Source organism: Opitutus sp. sgz309028, assembly GCF_059821195.1.
This window is the reverse complement of sequence record NZ_JCAMRR010000004.1, coordinates 24776-46656: the sequence shown is the minus strand read 5'-3', so window position 1 is coordinate 46656 and position 21881 is coordinate 24776. Positions and strand designations below refer to the sequence as shown.

Below are 21881 nucleotides of genomic sequence, written 5' to 3'. Positions count from 1 at the left end.
TCCTCCCGCGTGATCCGCATCGCCGTCATTTCCGATACCCACGATCGTTTCCCTGCCTCGCTGCCGTCGCGGTTGAGCGGCGCCGACGAAATCTGGCATCTCGGCGATGTGTGCGATCCAACGACGCTGGTCGAGTTCGAGCAACTCGGCGTGCCGTTGCAGGTCGTCGCGGGAAACTGCGATGCGCATCCGTGGCCGCCGTCGCTGACGCTGGAGCGCGGCGGCTTGAGCTTTCACATCGTGCACATCCCGCCTCATCCCGCGCGGGTGCCGCCGGGCGCGCACGCCGTTTTGCACGGTCACACGCATGTGCCGCGCGACGAAACGATCGGCGCGGTGCGCTGGCTGAATCCCGGGTGCATCACGCGTCCCAACCGCGGGGCGCCGGCGAGCTTCGCGTGGCTGACGATCGAGGGCGGTCGTTTTGGCTGGGAACTGGTGCGGGTTTAGCCTGACTCACCCCGCGCCGCCGCGTCGACGGTTTCGACCGTGAGAGGACGACCCGGCCGGACCGACATGCGCCGACTGCCGTATTTGCCGAATCTGCTGAGCAGCCTTCGCATCGCGCTGGCTCCCGCGATGCTCGGAGCAGCGTATTCGAATGCGAAGATCGGTTTTGCGGTGCTGCTGGCGGTGGTGCTGCTCACGGATTTGTTCGACGGCGTGCTGGCGCGGCGCTGGCGGGCGGAGAGCGAGCTCGGCCGACGGCTGGACCGTTGGGGCGACGGGCTGGCGATGGTGATGGGCGCAACCGGCGTCTTCTTTCTCTGGCCAGAAGTGGCGGAGCGGGAATGGCGTTGGATGTTGCTGGCGCTGGCGGGCTACGGATTGATTGGAGTTCAGCGCGCGCTCCTGCCCGCCGAGGCGAAAAGCCGGCCGTCCTGGATCTTCAAGTTGCTCAGCCTGGCCGTGCCGGTGAGTTTGGTGCCGCTGATCCTGGAGACCTCGCCGTGGCCGTTTCGCGTCGCGGCAGGACTGCAGGCGATCGCGGGAATCTGGAAACTGTCGGGCCGCATCGGCCGGCAGGTGGAAACGCCGGGGCGCGCCGCCGCGCAGCCCTGAGCCTGGCGAAGGACGAGGCGATGAGCGACGCATCCGGCGAACGGGCGACAACGCGAGACCGTTCGCGAAGGGCGGCCCGGCTTGAGCCGGCGGAGCGGGTCGACAGGATGGTCGGCGTGAACCGCTCGATCTGGCCGAATCTTGCGACCGCCAGCCGCATCGCGCTCGCGCCGGCGATCGTCGCCGCGGCGTTTGCCGGCAGCCGGCTGTGGTTTGCGGGATGGCTGGGCCTCGCGCTTTTCACGGACGTCCTCGACGGCTACCTGGCGCGCCGCCTGCAGGCGTATTCAGAACTTGGACGCAAACTCGACAGCATTTCCGATTACGTGACGCTGGCGGCCGGGCTCGCCGGACTGTGCCTGTTGTGGCCCGAGATGATGCGGCGCGAGTGGCCGTGGTTTGCGGCGGCGATCGGCGCGTTTGCCCTCGCGCTGCTGGTCACGGGGGTGCGGTTGCGACGCGTGCCGTGTTATCACACCTGGATGACGAAGGCGGGGGTCTTCGGGATCGTGTTTTCGATGGTGCCGTTGCTGGCGGGGTGGACGCCGGTGCCGGCGCGGAGCGTGGCGGTGTTCGAGGTGCTGGTGGGGCTCGAGCAAATCGCGATCGCGTTTCTCGTTCCCTGGCATCGCGGCGAAATGCGTTCGGCCTGGCATGCCTGGCGCATGCGGCAGGCGCGCGCGGAAGGTTGACGGCTGCCCGCGGATCGTGAGGCTCGCCGCGTCGCGCATGAGCAGTGAGCTGCAGCAGGATCTGTTCGGGATGTTTGCGCCGGAGTCGGGCGTCCACAAGTCGCCACCGGCGCCGGTCGCCGCGCCTGCCGCGGCGGGAGAACCGTCGGTGGTATATCGCCGCAGCCATCAGGCGAAGAGCTATCGGCTGACGTTGAAGCGCGACGGCACCGCGGTGGCGACGATTCCGCTCCGCGGGTCGGAGCGGGAGGCGCGGCGGTTCGTCGAAGAACATCAGGACTGGCTCGAGCGCGCGCGGGAGCGGCAACGCAGCCGGCCGCGCGGCGCCGATGTCTGGACCGTGGGCACGCATGTGCTCTGGCGCGGGGCGATGACGGAGATCCGAACGGCGGTGGCGGGGGAAAAGCCGCAGGTGGCGCTGGCCGCGGATGTGTTTCGCGTGGCGCGGCTCGACGGCGATCTCCGGCCCACGCTCGAGGCGCATTTTCTGCGGCGCGCCAAGGTCGAGTTGCCGGCGCGCACCTGGGAACTGGCCGCGGTGACGGGCGTGGAAGTGAAGCAGGTCGTCGTGCGCAATCAGCGTTCGCGCTGGGGCTCATGTTCGGCGAACGGCACGATCTCGCTCAACTGGCGGCTCGTGCAAACGCCGGACTCCGTGCGCGACTATATTGTCTATCACGAGCTCATGCACCTGCGGGAGATGAACCACTCCGACCGTTTCTGGGCGCGAGTCGAGGAGGTGTGTCCCGGCTGGCGCGAGGCCGAACACTGGATCAAGCGCAACGGCTCGCTGGTCGGTTTGTGATCGTCGGTTGGCGGGCCCTCGGAACACACGAGAGGAAAACCGGGCTGCCAGCGTCCGGCCTCGCAGGAAATCTCCGGAACGAGACCGATCCCGCTTCTGTGTTTTCTGTGTGTTCCGTGGGCGGTCAGGATCTCCCGCTTAACGAAAATCGATCAGCTCGACTTCGAAGACGAGGGTGGCGCGCGGCGGGATTTTCGGCGGGCGGCCCTGCACGCCGTAAGCGAGCCAGTAGGGGATGATCAGCGTGCGCTTCTCGCCCTTGTGCATCGTGAGAAACGCCTCGTCCCAGCCCTTGATCACGGCGCCGGTGCCGACGCGAAACGTGAGCGGCGCGCCGTGGCTGTAGGAACTGTCGAACGGCGTGCCGTCGAGCAGCCGGCCGTCGTAGTGGGCGATGACTTCGTCGCCGATATGCGGCGTGCCGCCGGTGCCGGGCGCGCGGACGGAGTAAAGCAGGCCGGATTTCGTGTGCTGCGCGTTCGGGTAACGTTCGCGGATGATCGCGGCATCGGCGCTGCTCACTTCGGGAGTGCCGCCTTTCTCCAGCGCTTCGCGCATCGCGCTGTTGATCGGTCGCCCGGGATCTTTCCGCGCGAGCATGCCGGATCGGACGACGAAGGCGATCGTCACGAGAATGACTCCGAGAAGGGCGAGGTAGATGAAGCTGCGCATGGGTTTGCCGCGTAGGATCAAAATTGCTCCGCGCCCCGGCGCAAGCAGCGGCAGCAGAGAATATCGGATCTCGGGTGGCGCGTGGATGCGGCCGGTTTCGCGTGGACGGCCGGAACGAAGGTTGCGAGCGTTCGCTCGTGCTCGTCCTCAACACGCTTGCGCCCGTTTTCCTGCTGATCGGGCTTGGCGCGCTGCTGCAGCGCGGCGGTTTTTTTTCGTCGGCCTTTTTGAAGGAGGCGAATCGCGTCAGCTATTGGCTCGGACTGCCGGCGCTGTTGTTCAGCCAGCTCACGCATTCGTTTCACGAGGCGGGCGAGGCGCAGACGATGCTGGCGGCGATGGCCCTGGCGACCGGCGGCGTGATCGTCGCGGCGTATGTCGTCGGCGCGTTGGTGCGGGTCCCGGGCGCGAGTTTGGGCACGTTTGTGCAGGGGGCGTTTCGCGGGAATCTGGCGTTCATCGGGCTCCCGATCGTCTTTGCGCTGCCGGATGTGCCGCTGGCGGGCGGCGTGTCGCCGCGAGCGGCCGGCGTGGTGGTGGTCGCCCCGATGATGGTCGCTTACAATGTCATCGCGGTGGTTGTGCTCCTGCTCAGCCAGCACCGGCTTGGGTGGAGCATGGTGCGGCCGTTTTTGCGTCAGTTGCTGACGACGCCGCCGTTGCTCGCCACGATCGCCGGTATCGGTTTTGCGCTCGCCGATTGGACGCTGCCGTCAGCCGTGGACAAAGCCATGTCGGCGCTCGGGGAAATGGCGCTCCCGCTCGGACTGCTCGGCGTGGGTGGCTCGCTCGCGACCGTGAACAAGGCCGCAACGGGCGCGGGCGCGTGGGCTGCGGCGGGGTTGAAGACTCTCGCCGGGCCGGCGCTCGGCTGGGTGGCGGGGCGGGCGCTGGGACTTGGCGCTGCGGAGACGAAGCTCGTCATGATCTTCCTGGCCACGCCGACAGCGATCGTCTCCTACGTAATGGCGATCGAGATGAAAGGCGACGAGACGCTCGCGGCGGCCTCGATCGTATCGAGCGTGTTGCTCTCGATTGCGGCGTTGGCGGCGGTGATTGGGTTCTTCTGAAGGCTGCGACTGCGGGCGCGAAGTCAGCCCTCTCTGTAGAGCGGGAGAGCCCGCCCTATAGGATCGGAGGGGGCCTTCCGCGATCAGGGGATGCGGAGAGCCATGCCGACCGTCAGCGCGTTGGGGTTGCTGACGGTGGCGGCGTTGGCGCGGAGGATTTCCTCCCAGCGATTCGGCGTGCCGTAATACTGGCGGGAGATGCCGGCGAGGGTGTCGCCGAGGATCACCACGTGGGTGCGCGGCGCGGGGTCGGCGGCCGGCGGCGGAGTCGCGACCGGTTCCGCGGGAGCGGCAGCGGCATTGCCGGGGCGCGACGGGGCCGCGAACGCGCCGCCGGGCGCGGGCCGTGCGAGGGCCAGGCGCGTTTTCAGTTCGGAATTTTCCGCCGCGAGCGAGGCGAGTTGCGCCCGGGTTTGCCGGAGTTCGTTGAAAAGCGCGGAAATTTGCGTCGCCGAGTCTGCGGCCGACTTGGCGGCGGCGGTGTGGGCTGCCTCCACCGTTTGGGCGGCGTCGGCCTTGAGACGGTCGTTTTCCTCCTGCAACAGCGAGAAGCTGCGCAGAGTGGTGGCGAGCTTGTCCTCGACCTCGGCGAGTTTGCGGGTGGTTTCAGGCGAAGGCTCTTCCGCCGCCGTGGCGGCGAGCTGGTTTTCCAGCGCGGCCTTTTCGTCGCGCAACGTGTTCACCTGGTCGCGGAGCGTGGCGAGCTCGTCCGCACTGGTTTTGAGGTTGTCGTTTTCCTGCTGCAGCAGCGTGTAACTGCGGAGTGCGGCCTCGAGCTTGCTTTCGAGCTCGGCGACGTGGCGCGAGCGGTCGGGCGCGGCGGAGGTGGCGGCGTCGAGCTGCTGGCGGAGCGATTCGGCGTTGGCCCGAGCGTCGGCGAGCTGAGACTCGAGCGCGGCCTTCTCCTTTTGCAGCGTGGCGGACGCGGCGGCGGCCTGGCCGCGCTCGGCGGCTTTCGTTTTCAACAGCTCGTTCTCGGCTCGGGCGAGGGATTGGGCGCGCAACGCCGTGGTGAGTTTCGCCTCGGTGTCCGCGAGCCTGGCGGAGAGATCGGGGTCAGGTTTCTCGGTCGCGGTCGCGGCGAGCTGCTCGCGGAGACCGGTCTCGGCGCGACGCAGGTCGGCGAGTTGGTTTTTCAGGGTTTGGTTTTCCTCCTGCAGCCGCGCGGAGCCGGCGACGAGGGTGTTGAGGCGGGCGACGGCCTCGTCGGCGCGGCTCTTCTCGCGCGCCGCGGCGGCGACGGCGTCGGTGTTCGCTTTTTGCGCGGACTCGGCGGAAGCGGTGCGGGCGGCGGCCAGGGCGGACTGGGCGTCGTGCAGCTCGGTGGTGCGTTTGGCGAGGTTCGAGTCGAGCTGCTGGTTCTTTGCCACCAGCACGTCGATGGTCGATTGCGCGGTTTCGAGTTTCTTGAGCGTCTCGGTGTCAGGCGCCGGAGCGGCGACTTTGGGCGCGTTTTCGAGGCGGGCGAGCCTCGCGCGGAGCGTGGCGAGCTCGCGGGCGCTGTCCTTGAGCGCGGCTTCCTGCTGGGTGCGGGCGGACTGGGCGGTGGAGAGATCGGTGTTCAACCGCTCGATGGCGGCGCGGGCGTTCTGCAGTTCCGCCTCAAGCCGGCGATTGGCGGTGCGCAGCGCGTCGACTTCGGCCGAGGCGGAATCGTCGGGGGCGCGTTCGATCACGACGGGATCCTGGGCGCGGGCGGTCGCGCCGGTGAGAACCGGCGACGCAATGAGACAGAGCGCGGTGAAGCGGGCGAGGGATGTCATGGCGACAAAGGGGTAAAACGTAGCGTTCTACGGCTTTGACACAATCCGCGAGTGAGAGTGCGCACGAACCGTGCAACATCGCCGAGGGGGCGCTGACGCCGCCGAATTTACACCCAGTGCCGGGCTCGTTCAACGGCACGCTGCCAGTCGCGTTGCAGCGGGCGCATGGACCGTAGCGGCGCGGCCGGCTGGAACGTCCGCTCGGCGGCCCAAAGTCGTGAGATCTCAGCCCGGTCTTTCCAAAACCCCGTCGCGAGCCCGGCGAGGTAGGCGGCACCGAGGGCGGTCGTCTCCGTGGTGCGCGGCCGGATCACCGGCACGCGGAGCAAGTCGCTCTGGAATTGCATCAGCGGGTTGTTGATCGAGGCGCCGCCGTCGACGCGCAACTCGCGGAGCCGCGCGTGCGAGTCGGCCTGCATGGCGGCGAGGAGATCGGCGCTTTGAAACGCGATGCTCTCGATGGCGGCGCGGGCGAGATGCGCGGCGGTCGTGCCGCGGGTCAGTCCGAGGATGGCGCCCCGGGCGGAGGCGTCCCAGTGCGGCGCGCCGAGCCCGGCGAACGCCGGGACAAGGTAAACGCCGCCGTTGTCGGGGACGCGGGCGGCGAGCGCTTCGACCTCGCCCGAACGTTGAATCAGCCCGAGCCCGTCGCGGAGCCACTGCACCACGGCGCCGCCGATGAACACGCTGCCCTCGAGCGCGTATTCGAGGGGGCCGTCGGCGCCGATCCGCCAGGCGACGGTCGTCAGGAGTTGGTTTTTGGATACCACCGGTTTCGTGCCGGTGTGCTGCAGCAGGAAGCAGCCGGTCCCGTAGGTGTTCTTCGCCATTCCCGGACGGAAGCAGGCCTGGCCGAACAGCGCGGCCTGCTGGTCACCGGCGATACCGCAGATCGGCAGGCCGTTCAGCGCGGGCAACGTAGAGATTTCGCCGAAGTGCCCGCTGCTGGCGCGCACTTCCGGCAGCACGGCCCGGGGAATCCGTAATGCTTGCAACAGCTCCTCGTCCCACGTGCCGGTGCGCACGTTGAAGAGCAGCGTGCGGGAGGCATTGGAAACATCCGTGGCGTGCACCCGGCCGCCCGTGAGCTGCCAGAGCAGCCAGGTATCCACGGTGCCGAACGCCAGCTCGCCGCGGGCAGCGCGACGACGGGCACCGGGCACGCGATCGAGCAGCCACCGCAGTTTCGTTCCGGAAAAATACGGATCGAGCACGAGCCCGGTCCGGCGCCGGAACAGCGGCTCGAGCCCGGCGTGCTTCAGCCGCTCGCAAAGTCCGGCGGTGCGGCGGTCCTGCCAGACAATGGCCGGACCGACGGGCGCGCCGCTGCGCCGGTCCCACAGCAGCGTCGTCTCGCGCTGGTTCGTCAGGCCGACGGCGGCGAGATCGCGGACGGTGAGATTGGCCTCGGCGACGGCGGCGAGCGCGACGCGGCGGGTGGTTTCCCAGAGGTCGCGCGGGTCGTGCTCGACCCAGCCGGGTCGGGGGAAATGTTGGGCAAACTCCTGCTGCGCGGTCGCGCGGGCGCGTCCTTGCCGGTCAAATACGATCGCGCGGGACGAAGTCGTGCCCTGGTCGAGGGCGAGAACGAAAGCGGCACTCATGGGGTGGCGGCAGAATGGGGCGAGCCGCCGCCGGCGGCAAGTGGCGAGCCCAGCGCGGCCGCGTGGTCGAGCGGCCGTGCGGTCGCCAAGATGTGCAGCGGAGCGGAGGTCTCTCGTCTTGACTTGGATTCGATGGATCAGGGATAAGCCTCAGGCCCTCATTCGACATGTGGTTCCAGCTTCATCGCCGATCGATTCCGTGCGCCGCGGTGGCGGCGGCTGTGGCGACGGGCGGCTGAGCCAAGCCGCGCGCGAACCTGCGACGAGCGATTCCGCACCGGGCCGGCGCCACCCCTTTCTTTGCATATGAAACTCCTCCGTCTTTGCCTCGTGTTCGCGAGCGCCCTCGTGGCGGCCGCTCTCGCCCAGGAGAATCCGTCGAAACCGCAGCCGAAGACCTACACGGCCGCGATTTTCGTGACCAACAGCGCGGGGCCGCAGAACGATGCGAAGCTCGAACCGCTGGAGGATTATGTCACCTCGGGCGTGACGGATCTTGGCGTTTCGGTGATCAGCCGGCAGACGGCGCTCAATGCGGTCCAGGGGATCGATCCCGACGCGAAGGAGAACGCCCTCGACCAGCAGCTGGCGCAAAACGCATCGGCCGTCCGGCTGGCCCAGGCGCTCGGCGCCGATTACCTGCTGCAGGTTTCGCTTTCCGGACTCGGTTCGAAAAAGAACGCCGTCAACGCCTACGGCGTGAAGTCCATAAACGACGAGCGCACCGTGCGTGTCAGCTACAAGATTCTCGACGGCAACACCGGCGCGAGCCTCACCGCCGACACCGTCAAGGCCAGCCGCACGGTCCAGACGACCGCGAACGCCACCGAGGACAACCAGGGCGTGTGGGACGATCTGCTCGCCGAGGCCGGCCAGAAGGTGGCCGCCAGTCTCAAGAACCGGATCGATCGCGGCCGTATCGCCGCCCCGGCGGCCGCCGCCGGGCTCGTCAACATCACCATCACCACCGAGGTGGCTGACCTCGTCATCCCCGACGTGCGTATCGGCGTGGAGAATACAGTCACGATCTCGCAGAGCAAATTCAAGGTCTCGCCGCTTTCCGCGACGGTCGAGGTCGACGGTTTCGCGGTCGGCTCCGCGCCGGGCACGATCGAAGTCCGGCCGGGCCTGCACAAGCTGCGGGTGACGCGCGAGGGCTTCGCGCCGTGGGAGCGCACCGTGAATTTCACGAAGGGTCTGACGCTCAACGTCGCGATGACCATGAGCGACGAGGGTTACGCCCGCTGGCAGGATGCCACCGCCTTCCTCAACGTGCTCAAGAACGGCGCCAAGCTGACCGATGCCGAGGTAAAGGTGCTCGAGGGCCAGGCGAAGATGCTGGAGCAAAGCGGCTTTCGCGTGAACACGAAGGAAGGCATCACGATCAAGCAGAACTCGATCTTCAACTGAAACGGCCGCCCCTTATTTTTCCGCCTGTTTTAACGTCATGAAATTCTTCCGCTTCATCACGCTCACGCTCGCCGCGACGTTCTGCGCCGTCGGCGCCGTTGCCCAGGACGCGCCGGGCAAAAAGAAGATCGCGATCACCAAGATCACCGCGACCGACGCGCTGCGTTTGCGCATGTCGAAGCAGGGCGTGACGCTCTCGCTGGACAGCGTCCTTCAGGCGCTCGACTCCCAGGTCTACGACCGCGTGCTCAACACCCGCCGGTTCGACGTGCTGGAGCGCACCGATGCCGATGCGCTGGCGACGGAAGCCGCCGCCGCGGGCAGCGCGTTCCAGTTCAACCAGGCCGATTACCTCCTCACGATCCGCGTGGACTCGTTCAACGATCGCCTCGAGACGCGCCGGCTCGCTTCGCTCAACAAGACCGTCTCTGCGCGCACGGTGGAGCTTTCGGCGGTCGCCAAAATCACCGAGGTCGCCACCCAGCGCGCGATCGCCAGCACGAACTTCCAGGTTTCCCGGCGCGCCGCGGAAAACCGCTCGGAGAACACCGTCGAGCGCGTCGGCGAGGCCGACGATGCGCTCCTGATCGACGCGACGCGCGAGATGGCGCAGAAGATCGCGCTCCGCGCCGCCGACGCCATTTTCCCGGCGCGCATTCTCGCGAAACGCGACAAGGTCGTGACGATCAACCGCAACGATCAGTCCGGCGTCAAGGTCGGCCAGGTCTGGGACGTGTTCGTCTTCGGCGACGATATCGAAGATCCGGATACGGGCGAAAAGAGCAAGGAGGAGGTCTTCGTTGGCCAGGTGAAGATCTCGCGCGTGACGCCGCAGAATTCCCAGGCCCAGGTGATCGAGGACAGCGGCATCGAGCGCGGCGCCTTGGTCCGGCTAAAGGACGACGTCGCCGAAGAAGAAGAGGAGCCGTAAGCGGCTGCCCTTCGTTTTGCGCGGATCGCGTCGGCGAACCGCGCCCATCTTCCTCCAGCATCAACCCAACTCCGGCATGAATCATTCGCTTGTCCCGGCGCGGCCTGCAGTCCGCGCCGTTGTCAGCAGTCTTGCGCTCCTGCTTTTGGCGGGCTGCGCCACGTATCAGGAACAGTCGCGCGATTTCGCGCAGTCCACGAAGAGCGGCAGCTTCGCCGCGGCCGTCGCCAGCATCGACAAGAAGGCCGAATCGGCCCGCGGGTCGAAGGACGAAATCGTCTGGCGTCTGGAACAGGGCGCGAGCCTGCGCGCCGCCGCGATGGCGGACCCGTCGCTCGTGCCACCGCCGCCCGCGCCCGCGGCGCCGGCACCCCAACCCGGCCAGGAGCCCGCGCCGGCTCCCGTGCTGCCGACCGCCGAGGAGATTCACGCGTATTATTTCAACCGTTCGCTGGAGGCCTTCGATCTGGCGGAGGAGCGGATCAATCGCTACGAGGACGAGGCCAAGGTCAAGGTCGGCTCCGAAATCGGCGCGGCCCTGACTTCGCAGGCCACCCTGCCGTATCGCGGACGGTCTTACGACAAGGTGATGATGAACACCTACAAGGCGCTCAATCACCTGGCGCAGGGCAATCGCGACGGCGTGCGGCTCGAGCTGAACCGCTCGCTCCAGCGTCAACGTGACGCCGTGGCCGAGAACGAAAAGCGGATCGCGGAAGCGCAGGATGTCGCCGCCCGCGCCAAAACCGGCGAGGCGAGCACCGAGGACGGCAAACATGTCGCCTACGATGCCGACAAGGCGATGTCGGATCCGAAGACCGGCTCCGCGCTGCAGGACGCGTTGAACGCGTCGCTCGCGCCGATGAAGCCCTACGGCGACTACGTGAATCCGTTCGCCGTCTGGCTCGACGGGTTGTTCTTCGCGACGCTCGGCGAGAACGGCGCCGACTGGGAGCGCGGACGCAAATCGCTCGAGCGCGTCGCCGCCATCGTGCCCGAAAATCCGTATCTCACCGCCGACCTCACGATGGCCGCCGAAGCTGCGGAAGGCAAAATGGCGGAGGGCGTGACGTATGTGATCTTCGAGACCGGCAGCGCGCCCAGCCGCGATCAAGTCCGGATCGACATCCCGACCTTCCTCGTCACCAGCAAGCTCGCGTATGTCGGCGCCGCGTTTCCCAAGTTGAATTTCAGCAGCGACTACGTGCCCGCGCTCGGCATCGGTTGCGGCGACCAGACGCTCTCGACCGCGACCATCGCGAGCATGGACAGCATCGTGGCCAACGATTTCAAGAACGAGTGGCCCAGCGTGGTGACCAAGACCCTCATCACCACGGCGACGAAGGCCATCGTCCAAGCCGCGGTGCAGAAACAGCTCGACGACCGCGCAGGTTTCCTCGGTAGCGTGGTCGGTGCGGTCGCGATGACCGCGCTCAATTCCGCCACGAACATCGCCGACACGCGCACCTGGTCGAGCCTCCCGAAGGAGTTCCAATACGCGCGCATCGCCACGCCCGCCGATCGCACGCTCACGCTCACCGCGGGCACCGCGACGCAGACGCTCCAGCTCGTCCCCGGCACGGTGAACGTCGTCTACGTGAAAAGCGCCTCCACGTCGGCTCCGCTGCTCGTCAACCAATTCGCTCTCAAATGAAACCCTGCCTTCTCCTCCTCGCCGCCGGCCTTCTCGCCGGCGGTTGTGCCACGACGGTGAATACCGTCGAGCGCGCGCAGCCCCAGGCCGCGCCCAGCTACGTCGCCGACAAACGCGTCGTCACCGACAACTCGCTCGCCGCGACTTTCCGCGTCGCCTCCGTCAACCAGGCCACCGTCTCCGGCAACCTCCTGAAGGTGCAGGTCGCGGTGGAAAACATGAAGAGCTCGACCAAGGCGCTGAGCTACAAGTTCGAGTGGGTCGACGCCAGCGGCATGAGCATCGATTCGCCGAACGAGACCTGGAAGCAGGTCCGTATCCAGCCGCGTGAGACGATCATGCTCTCGACCGTCTCGATCAACCCGCGCGCCGTCGATTTCGTTCTCAAACTCAAGGAATAACCCGTTTTCACCATGCGTAACATCCGCTTCCATCAACTCACGCTGACCGCGGCCCTGTCCGCGGCCGCTCTCTTCCTCGCCGGTTGCGAGACCGCGCCGACCACGCGCACGATCGACGCGAAAGGGCCCGAGGCGCTCAACACCTCGAGCATCAATTCGCAGGATTGGGCCAACGCCGCCGACCAACTGGTGGCGTCGCTGCTCTCGTCCAACGCGCTGGAGCGCGCGCCCGTGCAGCCCGCCGTGCTCGCGGTGGACCGCGTGATCAACAACACCACGCTGTCGATCGACACGGACCTGCTGATCAAGAAAATCCGCGTCGCGCTCACGCAGACCGGCAAGGTCGTCATCACGAACACCATGGGCCTGGGCGAGCGCGCCGTCGTCGCGTCCGAAGCGGCCGAGCTCGAGGAGATGACCACGGGCAAGAAGCAGAAGCTGAAGGCGCCCAACTACACGCTTTATGCGAAGCTGATCCAGCAAACGGATCGCGAAGGCAGCAAGACGCAGAATACCTACGCGTTCCAGATGTCGCTCGTCGATGTGAAGACGGGCTACACGGTCTGGGAAGAGGAGCGCACGATCGCGAAGCTCTCGAAGCGCCCGACCGTCGGCTGGTAAAGCACCGCCGTCGTCCGCGACGTTGACTACCAACAGCAAAGCCCCGGCTTCGGCCGGGGCTTTTGTTTTTTGCGAATGAGAAAGGGGGCGGCGCTGCCGCTGCCCCGGGCCGCCGCGCGACTTACTTCGTCGCGGGCGTCGTCGCCGGGCCGATCGGCCGGCCGTATTCGTCGACCTCGGTCTCGACCGGCACCTGGATGGTGCGGCCGTCGGCCGTCGTTTCCGTGCGCCAGGTGCGGATCGTGCGGCGTTCGTTCTTGAACGGCGCCTTCGCCGCGGCCGTCGCGCCTTCCGCGCCGCCGACCACCGCGCCGGCGACACCGCCGGCCACCGCGCCCACCGCGGATCCGACGGCGTGGCCCACGGCCGGACCGGGCGACTTCGGATTGGTGATCCGGGTTTCCGCCGGCTGGGTGGCGCAGCCGCTTGCGAACGAAGCAATCAACACGACGCCGGTCACGACGAAGACAGAGGACGTTTTCATTTGCGGGCGACAGGCTAGGTTTTGGCGAAAAAGCCGGCAAGGCCGATCTGGCCGGCTGAGCGCCACTTGGGCACGCGGGTGAAACTTCGCGGAGACCCTCCTGTCTCCCGAACCATGCTTACGTTGAAATGGCCGCGGCTGCTGATCGTCTTCGCGACGGTGGTGCTGCCGGCGTTCGCCGGCGTTCACGATCGGCCGACGCGGAATTTTTCCCACTCGCATCGCTGGGCGCATTCCCCTGCGTCCGGACGCTTGGCGTTTCACTCGACGCCGCAGGTCTGGCGCGGGCATCGCTATGGCGCATGGAGGCCGGCGTGGCGCGCGCCGTATCGCTACGGTTGGCCCTATCGTTCGGGGACGGTGATTTCGTATCGTTATGGCTATCCCGGCTACAGCTTCGGCGTTTACGACGACGTTTACGTTTCGTCCGCCTATCCCGCGCGCGCGAACTACGCGACCAACGGGCTGCTCTGGGGCGCGCTGGCGGGCGCGGTGATCGGCAACAACAGCGGCGACCTGGGTCACAACGCGTGGCGCGGTGCAGCTTACGGCGCACTCGGCGGTTATGTGCTCGGCGCGATCGCCGACCGTCGGGCGGAAGCCCGCGCCGCGGAGTCGGTCGCCGCCGTTTCCGCCGAAACCACGTCGTCCGTTGTCACCCCGACGCCCGCTCCACCGGTGTCGGTGCCCTCCACGCCAGCTGTCACCGAACCGTCGCGCCGGTCGTCTTCGATGGCGGACGCGAACCGGCTGTTCGGGCGGTGAAGCAGATTTCGCGGCACCGCACCCGCGACGGCGGGGTCAACGCGCGTCCTATTCAAATGACTACGTTTCCTCGCATTCTTGTCGCGCTCGCGCTGGGCGCGGGTTTCGCCGGTTGTGCCTCGCAAGGCGTGAAGAATCCATCGGGCGTGCCCGTCACCGAGATGAACCCCGACGAACGCGGGTTCGTCGCCGGCACCGGTGTCGAATCCCAGGATCTCGTGACCGTGACCGATCGGATGGCGCGCAGCATCCTCGGCATCCCTGAAATCGCGCGGGCGCAGATCGCCCCGCGCGTGGTCATCGATCCCGTGCTCAACGACACGCGATTCCCGATCAACAAGGACATCTTCACCGACCGCATCCGGATCGAGTTGAACAAACAGGCCGCCGGGCGCGTGCGCTTTCTCGCGCGGGATCGGATGGCCGCGCTCGAGCGCGAGCGCGACCTGAAGCAAAGCGGCCAGGTGACGGCGAGCGCCGATCCGAATGTCACCGAGTTTCGCGGTGCCGATTATTTCCTGACCGGGAAACTCGCGGGGCTGACGACGCGCACCAGCGCGGGCACGAGCGATTACGTGCTCTACAGCTTTCAGCTGATCGATGCGCGCACGAGCGAGATTGTCTGGGAGGACTCTGCCGAGATCAAGAAGCAGGGCCTCGAAGACGCGGCGTATCGTTGAACGCGTCCGCCCGAAACCGGAGCGATGCGGCCATGACTCCGGGTCTGCTCCATGCGCGACGCCGCCTGCCGGCCGTTCTCGCCGCGCTTGCGCTGGGGCCGCTCGCCGGCTGCTACACCGCGTCGCGGATGCCCGATATCCGTTACACCGGCGATCCGATTGTCGACGGCAACGCGCAGATCGCGGCGGCCCGGCCGCAGGATCGCGTGCTGTGGGAGTATCGCCTCGCGGCGACGGCGCTGCGGCTGGGGAACTTCGCCGAGGCCCGCGCGAAACTCGACGACGCGATCCTGAGTATCGGAGGAATCATTACAGACTCCACCGATGCAGCGAAGGCCCGGGGGCTGTTCTCGCCCGAGAGTTCGAAGGTGTTCATCGGCGAGCCCTACGAGCGCGTGATGGCCTATTATTATCGCGGCCTGCTGTATTGGCGCGACGGCGAGCCGGACAATGCCCGGGCGTGTTTTCGCACGGCGCAGTTCATCGACAGCGACGCGGGCGTCGGCTATCGCAGCGATTACGTGCTGCTCGATTATCTCGACGGGTTTGCGACCGAGAAACTCGGCGGCGATGGAGCCGATGCCTATCGTCGCGCCGTCGCCAACGCGAAGGGCCAGACGCTGCCGCGCTACGACGCCCAGTCGAACGTGCTGGTGTTCGCGGAATTCGGCCGCGGCCCGACGAAGTATGCCGGTGGCGAATACGGTGAACAGCTCCGCTTCAGCGTGTGGAATTCCCCCGCGCATTCCGCGGCGCTGAGCGTCGACGGCCGCACGATCGCGCTGCCGGCTTACGACGATCTCAATTTTCAGGCGACGACGCGCGGCGGGCGCGTGATGGACTACATCCTCGGCAACAAGGCCGTGTTCAAGAGCACGACCAGCGGCGTCGGCGACGCGGCGATCGTCGGCTCCGTGATCGCGGCAAACCGCGCGTATCGGCCCGACGGTTCCCGCAGCGAAGGGTCGCAGAACACGGCGCTCGCGCTCGGCGCGGTCGCCTTGATCAGCAAGCTCGCCTCGGCGGCGACCACGCCGGAAGCCGACACGAGGTCCTGGAACAACCTGCCGCAACGGCTGAGTTTCGCCGCGTTGCGTCTGCCGCCCGGCGCTCATCCCGCCACGCTGGAGTTTTTCGACGCGACGGGAGCCCGGATCCCGGCGTTGACGCAAATGCTGACGATTGTTGTCGATGATGGAGCGCGAGATACCGTGGTTTTTCTCAGTGAACTAAAGCGCTGACCCGCAGTCTCACCCCTTCCCAAGCCAACCGACCATGAACTTGACGCACCGCTCCTCCGTGATCGCCGCCTGCGCCGCGCTGCTGCTGCTCGCCGGCTGCGCCACCGAGCCCGGCCCCTACCTTCCGCAAGACAGCACCAAATACACGGTGGAGAACACGGAAAAGTTCGTGCTGCTCGACAAACCCACGCAGTATTCGATCACCTGCACCGGCTTGCAGGAGCGCGTGCTGCCCGACGGCCGGCTCGAGGTGGTGGCCAACGTGAAGAATCGCGAAAACCGCCGGCTGCAGGTCCAGATCAACTGCGTCTTCAAGGACGCGCAGGGTTTCAGCACGGGCGACGAAACGCCGTTCCAGACGCTCGTGCTGGCGGAGTATTCCACGCAAGCCGTGCGTTTCACGGCCGCAAATCAACTCGCCAAACGCTATACCATTCGCGTCCGCCAGGCGCGTTGAACGCGCGGCGCGCCCGCGCCGTTGCTTCGCGTGACGCTTCCCGGCCGACGACGTCCTCGCTCCCGCCATGAACGTCCGCGCTCTTGTTTTGGTTTCCCTCGTCGGCGCCCTGGCGTCGAGTCTCGCCGCCCAGCCGGGCCGCGATCCGCATGCTCCGGTCCCGGTCGATTCGCCGCCGCCGAATCAGCACGACAAATCGCTGCTCACGCCGCCGGAAGGGGAGAATCAGCGCGTCTACGGGTCCACGCAGTCGGCGCTCATTTCTTTGGAAGAGGCGCGCGACTTGAGCGCGCGGTTTCGCGCCACGTATGCGAAGGAGGCTGCGCCTCGGATCGTGGTTTACGTGAATCGCGCGCTGGTTGAAACCGGCGGTCTGCGCCTGACCGGGCGCACGGAAAAGTTCAACGAGACCACCACCACGAACGAGTCGGGCGCGGGTGCGACCTCGACCGTGAACACGACGGGCGAAAACACTTATGCGGCCACGGACGCGTCCGCTCCGAACCTCGCGGATCAGCAGACGGTGCGCGAGATCGAGCGCTTGTTCGGCCGGGTGTTTCGCCACGCGGGCGCGCGGTTGGCCGATCCGAAGATCGCGGCGAGTCTGCTCGCCGACCAAGCCGCCCAGCGATTGGCCGGTCGGGAGGCGGTGCGCCAGCGCGAGGCATTGAAACAGGTCGCGGATTACGCGATCGAGGTGCTCATTTCGAGCCGGAGTCTCACCGTGCGTGAACTCTCCGGCGATCGCACGATCGAGGTCCCGGACATCCAGGCCACGGCGATTCGGTTGAGCGACTCGGCCATCGTCGGCCAGGCAGCGTCGAGCGACGTGCTGGGCGGCGGCGGACAGGCGCGCAACGTTGCCCGTCAATTCGGCACGCCTGACATCACCGAGGCGACCGCGTTTGTCCTCATGGAAGACATGCTCACGGGCCACGCCGAGCCGGCGGCAGCGCCGTAACGGCGATTCGCTTAGCTGCCGGGTTTCGCGCGGACTTCGGGCGCGAGTTCCGGCTTCGGTGGCACCAGCGGCGCGAATTGGATGTTTCTCGCCGCGGCTTCGATTTCTTTCGCGGCTGCATCGATCAGCGCTTTTTCGCCGGCGTCATCGATGACGACGGGTTTGCCGGAGGAAAAATCGATCGTGGCGCGATCGCGCAGCGCGATCTCCGCCGGAGAAAGCGGTCGTGGAGTGAACTGCGGCGCACGGTGGCGATTGAACCACCACCCGGCGAGCACGACCGCCCCGACAATGAGGAATAAAAGGATGAGCGGGCGCTTCATGAGAATCAGCCGAGGGCGAGCGCGATGACGCCGATCGCGATGGCACCGGCGGCGAGCAGGCGGCGCCGCGATTGTCCCTCGTTGAGGAGTCGCGCGCCGAGGAACGCGCCGATCACGATGCTGATCTCCCGGGCCGGCGCGATATAGCTGACAGGAGTGAAGGTCATGGCGGTCAGGATCAGGATGTAGGCGAGCGGCGAGAGCAGGGCGACGCCGAAAATCCAACGCTTGTGCTCGCGCCATTCGCGCGCCACTTCCGCACGGCGGCGAAGGGCGAACGGAGTCAACAAGGCGAGCTGCGTAAACGCCGTGCCGCCGTCGTAAAGCACCGGCGGTATCCGCAACGTGGCGACACCGTGGCGGTCCCAAACGGTGTAGGCCGCGATGAAAACGCCCGAAGCGATCCCGTAGTTGACCGAGGAGAACAGCCGCGTCTGAAACGAGGCGGGCTGCGACGTGGACGAAACGTCGCCGGGGCGCGGCCTGCGGGCGAACAGCGCGCCCAGTTTCCCGGTGCCACCGGTCAGATGGAAGATGCCGGCGACGATTGTCAGCCCGCCCGCAAAGGCGAGGCCACTCGGGCGCTCGCCGAGCAGCACGATCGCGGCGAAGGTGGAGAGCAGCGGTCCCGTGCCGCGGGCGAGCGGGTAGATCAGCGAAAAGTCGCCCGTGCGGTAGCCGCGTTGCAGGAAGAGCGAGTAGCTGGTCTTGAGCAGACCGCTGCCGAGGATCCATGCCACCGAGCCCGGAGGCAGCGTCGGTGCCTGCCAAAGAACATAAACGGTGAGCACCGGAAGGTAGCCGGCGCAGATCACGACGCCCACGATCCAGACAAACGGCAGGCCGCCGCCCGCGCGCTTGGCGCAGTAATTCCAGACGGCGTGCAGCGCCGCCGCGGCGAGCACGAGAGTCAGAGCGAAGGCGGTCATCCGGCGTGTTTGTAGGTGAACGCCTGGGGTCGGTCCACAGTGGCGCGGCGAAATTTCCCGGCATTGTTCCGCTTGGGCGGAGAGGTTGCGTTTTCATCCGGGACGCCTCGCGATGCCATGGAGCCTCGTCTCCTCATGCAACGCACCCTTCGCGAAGTCCGGCCGATGCTCACGCTCGCCCTGCCGATTGTGATCGGGCAGCTCAGCCAGATGCTGATCGGCATCACCGACAGCGTCATGATCGGGCGCACCGGCGCGGTGCCGCTCGCGGCGTCGTCGTTCGGCGGGAGCGTGTTCGGGGTGTTCTACGTGCTCGGCATCGGCTTGATGACCCCGGTGGCGGTCTTCGTCGCGCATGCCCGCGGTGCCGGCGAGGAAAACGAATGCGGCGAATACCTGCGACATGGCCTCGCACTCGCGCTGGCGTTTGGCGCGCTCGAGACGATGGGGTTGGGCGTCATGGCCACTCAACTACATCGCTTCGGCCAGCCGCCCGAGGTGCTCGCGATCGTGATACCGTATTTTCTGTTGATCGCGGGCTCGATCACGCCGGTGCTGGTTTATCTCGCGCTCCGACAATTCGCTGAGGCGCTCGGTCGACCGTGGATGCCGATGGCGGTGATGCTCGGCGGCGTCGCGCTCAACGCCGGCTTGAACTGGATCTTTATCTACGGGCATTGGGGCGCGCCGGCGATGGGACTGACCGGAGCCGGCGTGGCGACGCTGATCGCGCGCGTGCTGGCTGCGGCGGTCATCTTCGCGTGGGTTTGGAACGATCCGCGGCTGCGCGCCGCGTTGCCGTCGCGCTGGTTGGCGCCGCTGTCGGGGCAGCGTTTGCGCGAGATGTTGCGGCTGGGGCTGCCGGCGGCGGGGATGCTGCTGTTCGAGAGCGGCGCGTTTGCCGCGGCGGCCGTGATGATGGGCTGGCTGGGCGCCGTGCCGCTCGCGGCGCACCAGATCGCGATCACCTGTGCGGCGACGACCTTCATGTTTCTGCTCGGTCTCTCGATGGCCGCCGGCATGCAGATCAGCGCGGCGGCGGGAGCAGGCGAGCGCGAGCGGCTGCGGCCGATCGGATACGCGGCGCTCGGTTCGGGCGGTGTGATCGCGGCGGTGTGCATGTCCGGCTTTCTGCTGGGAGGAAACCGCATCGCCGGTTGGTTCGTGCCGGATGCGGCGGTGGTGACGCTGGCGGCGCAACTGCTCGTGGTCGCCGGGCTGTTCCAGTTCTTCGATGGCGGGCAGGTGATCGGCGCGGCGCTGCTGCGCGGGCTGAAAGACGTCAAAGTGCCGGTGGCGATCACCTTCGTCGCCTACTGGATTTTCGCCATCGGCCTGGGCTTCTGGCTCGGCTTCGTGCGCGAGCTCGGCGCGGTCGGCGTGTGGGCGGGGCTGGCGACCGGGCTCGCGTTTGCCGCGTTTTTCCTGGCGCTGCGCTTCCGGCGGCTGACGCGCTGAGTCAGCCCACGTGCGCCTTCACTTGCTCGAGGCTGACGCCCTCGAGCCGAACGTATTTCTGGCGCGAGGTGTCGCCGCGAACGACGGTAACGGCCCGTCGCGGGAGGCCGAAGGTGTCGGCGAGAAACTCGCACAGCGCTTCGTTGGCGCGGCCCTCGACCGGGGGCGCGTGGACCTTGACCTTCAGGGCATCGCCCAGCCAGCCGACGATCTCGTGGCGCGGGGCGTTGGGGATCGCCTTCACGGCGATCGTGCAACCGGGCGCCGGGTCCGATGCGCGTGAAGGTTGCGAACGCGGGCGTGTCATGGAAATAGCACTACGCCAGCGCCTCGGCCAGCGCGGCGAGGATGTCCTCGATCGGCTCGGCACCGACCGCGAGGCGGAGCAGATCCGGATCGAGGCCGCTGGCTTGAAGCTCGGCGCGTCCGGTCGGCGTGGTCACGAGGTCGTAATGCGCGAGATACATGAACGGGCACAGCAGGCTCGTTTTCATGCCGAAGCTCGGGCCTTTCGGCAGGCGGACGCGGTCGTAGAAGCGTTCGAGCGGAAGGTGCAGCGTGAAGGTGATCATGCAGCCCACGCTCTCGGGCGTGCGGGCGACGCGCAGGTAATTGGCGCGGGAGGCCGGCGCGAGCGCCCAGTGGATCTCCTTCACGTTCGGATGACTGCGGAGGAAGTCGACGACGTGTCGGACGTTGGCGTTGATGCGTGCGAGCACCTGCGGAGCGGTGCCGATCTGGGCGGCGAGTCGTGCGAGGTCGCGGGCGTAGAGCGGCTCGATCTTCGCGGAGAGATGACGGAGCAAGATGGCGGCATCGCTGCCCGCGGGATTCACGACCACGAGACCGGCGGTGAGATCGCCTTCGCTCGCGGCGTATTTGGTCAGGCTGGACACCACCACATCCGCATGCGGGAGCACGTCGATGTTGTGCGACGAGGTGATCGAGGGATCGAGGATGAGGCGCGCACCATGACGGTGCACGAGTGCCGCGAGCCCCGGGAGATCGGGCATCTGCACGAGCGGATTGGTGGGCGCTTCGGCGACGAGGCCGGCGATGCGATCGCCACGTTCCGCGAACAGACGCTCAAGAGCGGCGAGATCGAACACGTCGCGGACGTGCACGTAGTCCACCGGACTGGCGGTGAACTTTTTCAGCAGTGCGATCGTGTCGAGATACAGCCAGCCGAGTTGCACCCAGATGGTCCGGCCACGGGAAGCCTGCAGTTCGGCGACGGCGCGGAACGCGGCGTCGACCGCGCTCATGCCGCAGTTCGTGAGGAACAGTTGATCCGTAGGCACGCCGGTGAACAGCGGCGCGAGATGCCGCCGCACCTCGGCGAGCGCATCGCCGGCGAACCGCAGCTCGGGCGTCGGGCGGACGAGACCGTGTTGGGCGAGGCGGTCTTCGGCGGCGCGCGAGGAGAGAAAGCCGCCCGTGTGCTGGAGGAAGGTCTTGGCGCGGCTGGCCAGTTCCGTCGCAGCGGGATGCGCCACGAAATGGATGTCGCCGTCGGACAGCAGCGTCGCGTGGGCGGCGCCCAGATGTTCGGCGAGCCGCCGCGCCATGCGCTCGGAAGACGCGGCCCACAATGTGTGGCCGTCAAGACCGCGGGTTTGGGCGACGTGCGACGCGAGTTGTTGCAGGAACGGGTGCACGACGAAGCGCGGGTAGCCCGACGTCATCGCGCGGACGATCTCCGGATCCTTCTCCTCGTAGCCGCGCACGGCGCGCATCGTGGGCAGGCTGCACGAGACGGCGTGAAGGGATGCCGGAATGCGTTGACCGAGCGGAATGGGCACGAAGGCGGGCATGGAAGGAGGAGCGAAGATCGGCGACGGACGTTCCGGTTTGCAACCGGAAGCTGCGTCAGCGGCGCTACCGGCGGCCTCGATTTC

At 67.2% G+C, this 21881-nt stretch carries 24 protein-coding genes; 16 read left to right on the top strand and 8 right to left on the bottom strand.

What is annotated here, in order from left to right; all coding sequences use genetic code 11:
* Window positions 1-9: 9 nt before the first annotated feature.
* From AC6RV7_RS15655 to AC6RV7_RS15640, 4 genes are all read left to right on the top strand, one after another.
* Window positions 10-450, top strand: a complete 441-nt coding sequence (locus AC6RV7_RS15655; RefSeq protein WP_500094965.1) for a metallophosphoesterase family protein — start codon at window positions 10-12, stop codon at window positions 448-450.
* Window positions 451-489: 39 nt separating this feature from the next.
* Window positions 490-1062 carry a CDP-alcohol phosphatidyltransferase family protein gene (locus AC6RV7_RS15650; RefSeq protein WP_500094963.1) on the top strand — a complete coding sequence of 191 codons (573 nt, stop codon included), beginning with the start codon at window positions 490-492 and terminating at the stop codon, window positions 1060-1062.
* Window positions 1063-1178: 116 nt separating this feature from the next.
* Window positions 1179-1754: a CDP-alcohol phosphatidyltransferase family protein gene (locus tag AC6RV7_RS15645; RefSeq protein ID WP_500094962.1), complete on the top strand. Its 576-nt coding sequence runs from the start codon at window positions 1179-1181 to the stop codon at window positions 1752-1754.
* A gap of 37 nt (window positions 1755-1791) precedes the next feature.
* Entirely contained in the window at window positions 1792-2559 is a 768-nt protein-coding gene (locus AC6RV7_RS15640) for a M48 family metallopeptidase (protein ID WP_500094961.1), read from the top strand.
* Between the two features lie 138 nt (window positions 2560-2697).
* On the opposite strand, the gene AC6RV7_RS15635 is transcribed toward AC6RV7_RS15640, so the two are convergent.
* The gene (locus AC6RV7_RS15635) at window positions 2698-3231 is read right to left on the bottom strand and encodes an FKBP-type peptidyl-prolyl cis-trans isomerase (RefSeq protein WP_500094960.1); all 534 of its coding nucleotides are present in this window, start codon (window positions 3229-3231) and stop codon (window positions 2698-2700) included.
* A gap of 101 nt (window positions 3232-3332) precedes the next feature.
* On the opposite strand from AC6RV7_RS15635, the gene AC6RV7_RS15630 reads away from it, so the two are divergent.
* Window positions 3333-4301, top strand: coding sequence for an AEC family transporter (locus tag AC6RV7_RS15630; protein WP_500094959.1), 969 nt, complete (start codon window positions 3333-3335; stop codon window positions 4299-4301).
* 83 nt (window positions 4302-4384) lie between these two features.
* Here the strand turns inward: AC6RV7_RS15630 and AC6RV7_RS15625 are convergent, their stop codons facing one another.
* The gene (locus AC6RV7_RS15625; protein WP_500094958.1) at window positions 4385-6064 is read right to left on the bottom strand and encodes a LysM peptidoglycan-binding domain-containing protein; all 1680 of its coding nucleotides are present in this window, start codon (window positions 6062-6064) and stop codon (window positions 4385-4387) included.
* Window positions 6065-6171: 107 nt separating this feature from the next.
* On the bottom strand, window positions 6172-7668 hold the full coding sequence (gene glpK / locus AC6RV7_RS15620) for a glycerol kinase GlpK (protein ID WP_500094956.1): 1497 nt from the start codon (window positions 7666-7668) through the stop codon (window positions 6172-6174).
* 306 nt (window positions 7669-7974) lie between these two features.
* Here glpK and AC6RV7_RS15615 point away from each other — a divergent pair, with 306 nt between their 5' ends.
* The 5 genes from AC6RV7_RS15615 to AC6RV7_RS15595 all read left to right on the top strand — a co-directional run bounded on the left by AC6RV7_RS15615 (window position 7975) and on the right by AC6RV7_RS15595 (window position 12685).
* Window positions 7975-9078, top strand: a complete 1104-nt coding sequence (locus AC6RV7_RS15615) for a PEGA domain-containing protein (RefSeq protein WP_500094955.1) — start codon at window positions 7975-7977, stop codon at window positions 9076-9078.
* A gap of 37 nt (window positions 9079-9115) precedes the next feature.
* Window positions 9116-10009, top strand: a complete 894-nt coding sequence (locus AC6RV7_RS15610; protein WP_500094954.1) for a CsgG/HfaB family protein — start codon at window positions 9116-9118, stop codon at window positions 10007-10009.
* Between the two features lie 76 nt (window positions 10010-10085).
* On the top strand, window positions 10086-11663 hold the full coding sequence (locus AC6RV7_RS15605; RefSeq protein ID WP_500094953.1) for a COG3014 family protein: 1578 nt from the start codon (window positions 10086-10088) through the stop codon (window positions 11661-11663).
* Window positions 11660-12064 carry a YcfL family putative periplasmic lipoprotein gene (locus tag AC6RV7_RS15600; protein WP_500094952.1) on the top strand — a complete coding sequence of 135 codons (405 nt, stop codon included), beginning with the start codon at window positions 11660-11662 and terminating at the stop codon, window positions 12062-12064. Before AC6RV7_RS15605 ends, AC6RV7_RS15600 begins: the two co-directional genes overlap by 4 nt.
* A 12-nt stretch (window positions 12065-12076) precedes the next feature.
* On the top strand, window positions 12077-12685 hold the full coding sequence (locus AC6RV7_RS15595) for a penicillin-binding protein activator LpoB (protein WP_500094951.1): 609 nt from the start codon (window positions 12077-12079) through the stop codon (window positions 12683-12685).
* 121 nt (window positions 12686-12806) lie between these two features.
* On the opposite strand, the gene AC6RV7_RS15590 is transcribed toward AC6RV7_RS15595, so the two are convergent.
* Entirely contained in the window at window positions 12807-13169 is a 363-nt protein-coding gene (locus AC6RV7_RS15590; RefSeq protein WP_500094950.1) for a flagellar motor protein MotB, read from the bottom strand.
* Between the two features lie 114 nt (window positions 13170-13283).
* Between AC6RV7_RS15590 and AC6RV7_RS15585 the strand changes: the two genes are divergently transcribed.
* The 5 genes from AC6RV7_RS15585 to AC6RV7_RS15565 all read left to right on the top strand — a co-directional run bounded on the left by AC6RV7_RS15585 (window position 13284) and on the right by AC6RV7_RS15565 (window position 17273).
* Window positions 13284-13934, top strand: coding sequence for a glycine zipper 2TM domain-containing protein (locus AC6RV7_RS15585; RefSeq protein ID WP_500094949.1), 651 nt, complete (start codon window positions 13284-13286; stop codon window positions 13932-13934).
* A 56-nt stretch (window positions 13935-13990) separates the two neighbouring features.
* Window positions 13991-14614, top strand: coding sequence for a penicillin-binding protein activator LpoB (locus tag AC6RV7_RS15580; protein ID WP_500094948.1), 624 nt, complete (start codon window positions 13991-13993; stop codon window positions 14612-14614).
* A gap of 32 nt (window positions 14615-14646) precedes the next feature.
* Window positions 14647-15855: a COG3014 family protein gene (locus AC6RV7_RS15575; RefSeq protein WP_500094947.1), complete on the top strand. Its 1209-nt coding sequence runs from the start codon at window positions 14647-14649 to the stop codon at window positions 15853-15855.
* Window positions 15856-15889: 34 nt separating this feature from the next.
* Entirely contained in the window at window positions 15890-16312 is a 423-nt protein-coding gene (locus AC6RV7_RS15570) for a YcfL family putative periplasmic lipoprotein (RefSeq protein WP_500094946.1), read from the top strand.
* Between the two features lie 67 nt (window positions 16313-16379).
* Complete coding sequence (locus tag AC6RV7_RS15565; RefSeq protein WP_500094945.1) at window positions 16380-17273, top strand: hypothetical protein; 894 nt, start codon at window positions 16380-16382, stop codon at window positions 17271-17273.
* 11 nt (window positions 17274-17284) lie between these two features.
* On the opposite strand, the gene AC6RV7_RS15560 is transcribed toward AC6RV7_RS15565, so the two are convergent.
* Window positions 17285-17596, bottom strand: coding sequence for a hypothetical protein (locus tag AC6RV7_RS15560; protein ID WP_500094944.1), 312 nt, complete (start codon window positions 17594-17596; stop codon window positions 17285-17287).
* A gap of 5 nt (window positions 17597-17601) precedes the next feature.
* Complete coding sequence (locus AC6RV7_RS15555) at window positions 17602-18525, bottom strand: EamA family transporter (RefSeq protein WP_500094943.1); 924 nt, start codon at window positions 18523-18525, stop codon at window positions 17602-17604.
* 135 nt (window positions 18526-18660) lie between these two features.
* Between AC6RV7_RS15555 and AC6RV7_RS15550 the strand changes: the two genes are divergently transcribed.
* A complete protein-coding gene (locus tag AC6RV7_RS15550) occupies window positions 18661-19983 on the top strand; it encodes an MATE family efflux transporter (RefSeq protein WP_500094942.1) in 1323 nt (440 codons plus the stop codon).
* A gap of 1 nt (window position 19984) precedes the next feature.
* Here the strand turns inward: AC6RV7_RS15550 and AC6RV7_RS15545 are convergent, their stop codons facing one another.
* The gene (locus AC6RV7_RS15545) at window positions 19985-20290 is read right to left on the bottom strand and encodes a DUF167 domain-containing protein (protein WP_500094941.1); all 306 of its coding nucleotides are present in this window, start codon (window positions 20288-20290) and stop codon (window positions 19985-19987) included.
* A 10-nt stretch (window positions 20291-20300) separates the two neighbouring features.
* Window positions 20301-21797 carry a PLP-dependent transferase gene (locus tag AC6RV7_RS15540; protein WP_500094940.1) on the bottom strand — a complete coding sequence of 499 codons (1497 nt, stop codon included), beginning with the start codon at window positions 21795-21797 and terminating at the stop codon, window positions 20301-20303.
* Between the last annotated feature and the right edge of the window lie 84 nt (window positions 21798-21881).